Annotated in this window: 4 protein-coding genes and 1 pseudogene; 1 reads left to right on the top strand and 4 read right to left on the bottom strand. The window is 65.8% G+C overall.

What is annotated here, in order from left to right; translation table 11 throughout:
- Nucleotides 1–62: 62 nt before the first annotated feature.
- From MU407_RS08035 to MU407_RS08025, 3 genes are read right to left on the bottom strand one after another with little or no spacing between them, the layout of a single operon-like run.
- Nucleotides 63–905, bottom strand: coding sequence for a sugar ABC transporter ATP-binding protein (locus MU407_RS08035; protein WP_246956628.1), 843 nt, complete (start codon nt 903–905; stop codon nt 63–65).
- Nucleotides 902–1,855 carry an ABC transporter substrate-binding protein gene (locus MU407_RS08030; protein ID WP_246956627.1) on the bottom strand — a complete coding sequence of 318 codons (954 nt, stop codon included), beginning with the start codon at nt 1,853–1,855 and terminating at the stop codon, nt 902–904. Before MU407_RS08030 ends, MU407_RS08035 begins: the two co-directional genes overlap by 4 nt.
- A 52-nt stretch (nt 1,856–1,907) precedes the next feature.
- Nucleotides 1,908–2,954, bottom strand: a complete 1,047-nt coding sequence (locus tag MU407_RS08025) for a LacI family DNA-binding transcriptional regulator (RefSeq protein ID WP_246956626.1) — start codon at nt 2,952–2,954, stop codon at nt 1,908–1,910.
- 164 nt (nt 2,955–3,118) lie between these two features.
- Here MU407_RS08025 and MU407_RS08020 point away from each other — a divergent pair.
- A pseudogene (locus tag MU407_RS08020) lies at nt 3,119–4,322 on the top strand (IS3 family transposase).
- Nucleotides 4,323–4,464: 142 nt separating this feature from the next.
- On the opposite strand, the gene MU407_RS08015 reads toward MU407_RS08020, so the two are convergent.
- Nucleotides 4,465–6,108, bottom strand: a complete 1,644-nt coding sequence (locus MU407_RS08015; protein ID WP_246956625.1) for a hypothetical protein — start codon at nt 6,106–6,108, stop codon at nt 4,465–4,467.
- Nucleotides 6,109–6,413 lie beyond the last annotated feature (305 nt).

The following is a 6,413-nucleotide window of genomic DNA, read 5'->3' as shown; positions in this document are numbered from 1 at the left end:
GCACCGGAACGCCCGACCACCGCGACCGACACGCGGCGGACCGTCACACCCTCATGCCACAATCAGCTCGCGCACACCGGCAACGACGCCGGACACCGCCGCTCAGCAGCACCATGAAAGATCGAGGATAGGTCGTCCACGTCGCGCCCGACCATCATTCGGACGACGTCGGCGGGCTCGATCGCTTCCTTGTCGCGGGTGCCGACGAGCTTGCCGTCACGGAATACGGTGAGGCGGTCGGCGAGCCTCCAAACCTCCTCCATACGGTGCGAGATGAACACCAGAGCGACTCCTTTGTCCCGCATTTCTTCGACCAGCTCATAGAGCTGTTCCGATTCGCTGCGGGAAAGTGCCGCGGTGGGTTCGTCCAGGACGAGGACTCGGGCGTCCTCACCGACGGCGCGGGCAATCTCGACCATCTGCTGCATGCCGACGCTGAGTCGGCCGAGGGGAGTGCGCGGGTCTACCGTCGCGCCGATCAGGGCCAGCTTCGCGCGGGCGTCGGCGAGCATGCGCTTGCGGTCGAGCGTTCCCAAAGGGGTTCTCGGTTCGTGGCCGAGTGCTAGGTTCTCGGCGACGGTCATGTCCGGGACGGTGTTGAGCTCCTGATGGATGATCGCAATGCCGTGCTTGGTCGCTGCTGCGGGGGAGGCGATTTCGATCTCGTGCCCATCGAAGATGAGTTTCCCGGCGTCGCGGGGTTCGTTTCCGGCGAGGATCTTCATGAGGGTTGACTTCCCGGCCCCGTTCTCGCCCATGAGTGCATGGATTTCGCCGGGGTAGAGGTCGAGGTGGACGTCGTCCAGTGCTTGAGTTGCTCCGTAGCGTTTGGAGATTCCTCGCAGCTGTAGCAATGGTCGGGGAGAGGGGTCGTGGAGGTTCTGCTGTGTGGCCACGGTGCTCACCAGCCTTCGTAGGTGTCGATGGTCTCGTGGGTGTAGAGCTCGCTGGAGATGAGGATGGTGGGCTCGCTGGGGGGATTCCCGGCGACGATGTCCTGGGCCGCTTTGACGCCTTGCCGCACCATCTCGGCGGGGTCCTGGGTGGCGAAGCCGATGAACGGGGTGGTGGGGCGTTTGAGTTCCTCGACGGCTTCGGGGCTGCCGTCGATGCCCGTGACAATGATCTGGTCGGTGAGCCCGGCTTGTTCGACGGCGAGCACTGCGCCGAGTGCTGAAGGGTCGTTCATTGCCCAGATGCCGGTGACGTCTGGGGCGGAGGTGAGCATGTCGGTGGTGACGGTGAGTCCAGAGGCGCGGTCGTTGTTGGAGGACTGGTGACCGGCTATTTCGATGTCGGGGAACTCTTCGAGGACGTTCATGCACCCGGTGACGCGGTCGCGGATCGTCTGTAGGGGAGTCCCGTCGACGATGAGGATCCTGCCGGCGCCGCCCATCTGTTCGAACAGGTATCGGGCGGAGATCTCGCCAGCTTCGACGGCGTCCGTCATCACGGTTGCGTCGGCTCCGTCGGCGGCGGAGTCGACGGCGATGACGATCGCGCCGTTGTTCTGGGCTCGCGTGATTGCGGGCGCGATGCCTTCGCTGTCGATGGCGCTGATGACGATGAGGTCGACGCCTTGCAGTATGAAGTTGTCGATTTGGTTGTACTGCTCGGCGAGATCCAGCTGCGCATCCTGAACGTTTAGGTTAGCGCCTAGTTCACGTGCAGCGTCTTGCGCGCCCTTCTCCATCGCGGCGAAGAAGGGATTGGACATGTCCTGCACCATCAAGCCGATCGACTCGATCTTCGTAGTGCGTGGCTTCACGGCTTCGTCGCCGGTCGTGCAGGCAGTCAGCCCGAAAGCTGTTGCTGCAAAGGCGGCGCCGAGAGTGGTTCTTCGGCTGATCTTCATGACGTCCTTGTCGTGGTGTCGGAGACGGGATGGTGGCGGGTTCAGAGTCGGGTCAGGCGAGACATCCGCAGGACTCGCGAATCGTCAGCTTGGCGGGCATGACGATCCGGTCCTCTGGGAGGTAGGTGTCGGAGAATACGGCCGACTTCTCGGCGGTCTTGCGACGTTCGATCAGTTCCAGCAGTAGAGCGGCGGCTCGTCTGCCGATTAGAGAGGCGTTCTCGTCGATCACGGTCATCGACGGCGTGGTGAGAGGGGCCCAGGCGAACTCGTCGAACGAGACGAGGCCTACATCCTTCGCGGCGAGCAGCGAGTGCGCTGACAGTGCACCCATTACCCCTTGCAGTAGAGGGTTGTTGCCTGCGATGACGGCATCGGGCCGCGCTCCGGACGCCAGGTGCTCCGAGAGGGCTGCGGCGGCCGACCCGGGATCGTTCTCCGCGTCCAGGATGGTCAGGGTCGCGCTGTGCCGTAGGGCTGCTGCGCGCAGCCCCTCCACCCGGGGTGCACGGGTAGGCCACCGCGACGGATACATGACGCAGACCCAGTCGCGATAGCCGTGCATCCCGAGATGGTCGCCAAGGTCAGTGCTTGCCTGCAGGTTGTCCGTGGTGACGCTCGCTGCGCCGCCGGCTTCGGGAGGAGGGGGTGAGTCGACGAAGACTACATAAACCTCCCACCGCCTAAGGAGGTCGAGGTTCTTGGCGGACAGGGGGAGGGTCGTGATGAGTCCTGCCGGCCGCGTCCCGAGCACGGTCTGAATGGTCTGGTCCTCGGTGCTTGGTGTGTAGTGCCCCTTGGAAGCGATGTCAGAGACCATCGCGGTGTGAGGAGATCCTAATAGTTCGGCGTAAATTCCCTGCACGAGGTCGATGTAGTAACTGTTCTCGGTGCTGGCGGTGATCACTGAGATTCCGCTACGGCGGTTGCGTTTGAGGTCGCGCGCAGCGCTGTTGACGACATAGCCCAGATCGAGTGCGGCGTCGTGAACGGCCTGTTGGCTCTTCTCGGAGACGCCGGGCTTGCCGTTGAGAACTTGCGACACAGTCCAGACACTGAGTCCGCTGCGACGACTGACGTCGGCCATCGTGGGCTTCATCGCTCAACACCTCCCTAAACGTTTAGGACTGCCGGTGTGAGTAACTTACAGCTTGCCATCACAGGTGTCAAGCGTCGAGCCAGCGAGGCGAGCTCGGGTCTGCCGCTCGGATAGGTGACATCCGATCTGGCTTGCCCGTTGGGCGGCCTGGAAGGACGTGCACTATGCCCGTTCCCTATCCCCAGGAGTTCCGCGACGATGTCGTGCGGGTGGCCCGGTCCCGTGAGGACGGCATCACGATCGCGCAGATCGCGAAGGACTTCGGCGTCCACGAGATGACGCTCCACAAATGGATCCGCCAAGCCGATATCGACGACGGCAGCCGCCCCGGCAGGACCCGGGAGGAATCGACCGAGCTGCGCGAGACGGGCAAGCAGATCCGGCTGCTTCAGCAGGAGAACGAGGTCTTCCGCCGCGCCGGGGCCTACCTGTCCCAGGCGAACCTGCCGGGAAAAGGCTCCTCTACCCGCTCGTTAGCGATCTCTCCGTCGACGGGATCCCCGTCACGGTGTCCCTGCGGGTCCTGAAGCTCTCCCGCCAGCCCTACTACCGCTGGCGCCACCAGCAGCCGAACTGATCGAGGCTTACCGTGCCAACGCCCTGTTGGACGCCCACGACGACGACCCCGAGTACGGCTACCGGCTCCTGGTCGACGAAGCCGCCGAGGTCGGCGAGAAGATGTGTGAGAGGACCGCGTGGCGGTTCTGCCGGGACAACCAGTGGTGGTCCGTGTTCGGGCAGAAGCGCGACAAGAACGGGAAGCGCCCGGGACCACCGGTCCACGACGACCTGATCAAGCGCGACTTCACTGCTGATGACGTCAACGAGCTGTGGCTGACTGACATTCCCCCGCTGCGCGCTCCGCGCATGATCGCAGCGGGAGGTGCCCCTCCGAACACCCCACTGCTGAGGGCAAGCTCTACTTCTGCGCCATCAAGGACGTGTTCTCCGGCCGGATCGTCGGCTACTCCATGGACTCCCGGATGAAGGCGCGTCTGGCGGTGAACGCCCTGGACAACGCCGCTTCCCGCCGGGGTAACGTCGCTGGCTGCATCGTGCACTCGGACCGCGGATCCCAGTTCCGATCACGGAAGATCGTGCACGCTCTGAACCGTCATCACCTCATCGGTTCGATGGGGCAAGTCGGTGCTGACGGGGACAACGCCGCGATGGAGTCCTTCTTCGCACTGCTCCAGAAGAACGTCCTGGACCGCAAGCGCTGGCGGACCCGAGAAGAGCTCCGGATCGAGATCATCACCTGGATCGAGCGGACCTACCACCGACGCCGCAGGCAGGCCCGCCTGGGCCGATTGCCCCCCCATCGAATACGAGGCCATCATGAACCCGGCCGTGAGCCTCACGGCCTGATACCCCAAATGACATCTGATCGTGCGGCAGTCCCCCGCCCAGATGCTGTACTCCCGGTACGGGCTCGACTGATCTAGCTCTTCCCTCCGGTGCGATCCCGGGCATGGAGGCACGGTGGGCGCAGCGAGCCGTACGGGTCGGATCAGCGCAGGTCATCGCGCCCTACCTCGACCACCTGGTCTTTGATGACCGTGACGCCGGGGCCGATGTACCGCCCTTCGATGTCCTCCTGCAGCCCGCGAAGGGCCGGGTGCCTTGCGGTGCCCTGACGGACGGAGCCGTAATACCCAGCCGTGGGATCCACCTGGTTCGAGGACGTCCGCAGCACGCTGTTGTGGGCATTGTGGATCTGCGAGGCGGAGTCGTAGGTCTGGACGGGGGCGTCGAGCCACACGTCCCGCACATTCGGTGCGCCGATGCGCGAGCCGTCGAGGCGAAAGCCGTTCAGGTCCAGGCGCGGCACCGGGTCGGCTATATGGGTCAACATCGGAGCAGGTGAGAGGGCCCCGAGGCCCTGCGGCGGGTCAGCCCAGACCGGGTTGTGCGCCACATTGATCACCTGGGTCCCGGCCTGTGCCGGGGCCACCGTCTCCACAGGGGAGCCGATGGAGAAGCTGTGGGTCACGGTGTAGGAGCCCGGTGCGCCACTGGTGTTGTTGAACAGGGGATCTGCGGCCAGCTGCGCGGCGGTGAGACCGCCCTGTGAATGCCCCACGAACATCACCTCCGCACCAGGCGGGACGCCAGCCGCCTCCAGCGCTCCCCGGACATCGGCCATGGCCGCGGACTCTTGGCCCGCCATCGACCGCAGATTAGAATCCCACCCCGCCGAGTTGCCCTGGGCACCCCACGCATCGGGAGCCCAGATCGGCTCGCCACCGGTCGGCGGGGCGTACACGATGTATCCCGCGCTGCCATCAGCCTGCCGCACCGTCTGAATGCGGATCTGGCCAGCGGCTGTCGGGTCGAACCCGCCGCCTGGTGCAGCGAGGCCGAACATCTCCCGGCGTGCTTCGTCATGGGTGTACACAAGGTCCGCGAGAGTCTGCGGAGTGCTCGGATCCTGGACCTCACGGATCCGGTGAACCTCGACGTCCGTGCGCGGATCCAGCAGCCCAGTGTCGGTGACGAGCTCCACCGGAGCGAGCGCCATCGAGCCGCCAGCGAGGATCGCACTGGCACCGAGCTCGCTGATGGTCGGCATGCGCTCGCCGGTTGCGGTGTCCTCGAGCAGACCACCGAGATGCTCCAGGTCTCCGCGCGCCTGCTCGATGCCGTCGAGATCCCATCCCAGCGTCCCGGCGCTCCAGACCAGACCGCCCAGCAGCGCGTCCGCGCCCCAGCCGATCCCGTCGGACACCAGCCCAGCCAGATGCGACATCGCGCCCTCCGCGGGAGCCTCGAGCCAGTTCGGAATCCACGGGTTATCGCGGTCCAGATACCCCGAGCCATCCCGGCCAGGCCCGATGGTTCCCCTGTCCGTCGCGCCACGCGGAGACTGAGAAGACATGGCTCCGGTCGGATCGGAGGCCGCCTCCTGCTCCGCGGCGTGGACGTACAGCTCGAGGGCATACCGCCGGAGCGTTCGCTGGGCATCGGCCAGGTCCCGGGCGGCCACGGACTCCCAGGAAGCCTGGAACGTCTCCGCGTCCTCCCCGGTCCACGCCACCGCGTGCACTGCGCAGTCCACTCGGTCCCGGAGTCGCTCGAGTGCTCCCGCAGCGCGCATCACCCGTTGGCCGTGATCGCGGGCCTGCTGCGGTGCCATCCCCCAGAAGCTGCTCATCGCACGGACTCCAGCTGGGGCGCCGCGGTGCAGCGACGCTTCTCAGTGCGCCATGGCACTGCTGCGCCCGGCAGCTCGCGAGCATCGAACGCACAGCTGCCCGCCCCCGGCGCGCTCGCCGTCGCGGGGAGCCTCGCCTGCCGCTGGACCATCATCCGCCTCCTTGGCCACAACCCGTCCCGTCCTCGTGCCGGGAGCGTAGAAGCGCACGGAGCGCCGAATCATGGGTAGGGGCTCCGATGTGGATAAGGGGGCTTTGTGGAGGAGAGGTCGTCCGCCCCGCCCCGTCGTCCCTGGTCTACAAC

The sequence above is a fragment of the Brachybacterium sp. Marseille-Q7125 genome, from assembly GCF_023062615.1.
Classification (GTDB): Bacteria; Actinomycetota; Actinomycetes; order Actinomycetales; family Dermabacteraceae; genus Brachybacterium.
Note: the sequence above shows the minus strand (reverse complement) of the source record. Positions and strands in the feature narration are given on the sequence as shown.

Excerpts from the sequence above, each read along its gene's own strand:
- MU407_RS08030 (WP_246956627.1), bottom strand. The coding sequence starts at position 1,855 with ATGAAGATCAGCCGAAGAACCACTCTCGGCGCCGCCTTTGCAGCAACA.
- MU407_RS08025 (WP_246956626.1), bottom strand. The coding sequence starts at position 2,954 with ATGAAGCCCACGATGGCCGACGTCAGTCGTCGCAGCGGACTCAGTGTC.
- MU407_RS08015 (WP_246956625.1), bottom strand. The coding sequence starts at position 6,108 with ATGAGCAGCTTCTGGGGGATGGCACCGCAGCAGGCCCGCGATCACGGC.